Raw genomic sequence first — 565 nt, 5'->3', positions numbered from 1 at the left:
CGATCGTGACCGCCAACCTGATCGCGCACACCGAGGCGCTCGACGAGCGGGACCGGCAGGGCACGGCACCGCCCGCGATCATCGCCGCCGACCTGAACCCGGTGCTGACCTAGATCCAGGCAAGCCGCAACCGCGTGCACTACGGCGAGGTGTTCCGCCGCTTCGCGAACCAGACCGCGAGCGGGGCAGGACCGAGCACCGGCCCCGACCCGCTCAACGACACCACCGTGCCGATCGTCGACGTGACGAACGCGCCGCTGTCGGATGCCGCCAAACTCGATCTCGCGGCTGGCTACGAGAATTTCATCATCGTCGAAAGCCTGTCGAAGCATCAGCAGCTGAGTGCCGACAAGTTCACCATGGGCCGGCTCAGCGCGATCGGCACGCCCGAGTTCATGCGCGCCGCGAACGCCCTGGTCAAGCCGATCGAGGAAGCCGCGTTCCATCGGCTGACGGCCACCTACCGCCTGCGCGCGGATCGCATCTTCTACGGCGGCAGGGACAGCGCCAACACCGCCTCGCTGGCCGCGCAACTGAAGGACGCCGGTCAATACGACCGGTTCAT

The 565-nt window shown here is 67.4% G+C and carries 1 protein-coding gene; it reads left to right on the top strand.

Going from position 1 to position 565, the window contains the following annotated elements:
* Positions 1-227 precede the first annotated feature (227 nt).
* Positions 228-565 (top strand): hypothetical protein (locus tag FQ705_RS25580; RefSeq protein WP_222105670.1); only part of this gene is annotated, 338 nt, incomplete at its 3' end.

Source organism: Paraburkholderia sp. BCC1884, from assembly GCF_900996225.1.
Lineage (GTDB): Bacteria > Pseudomonadota > Gammaproteobacteria > Burkholderiales > Burkholderiaceae > Paraburkholderia.
Note: the sequence above shows the minus strand (reverse complement) of the source record. Positions and strands in the feature narration are given on the sequence as shown.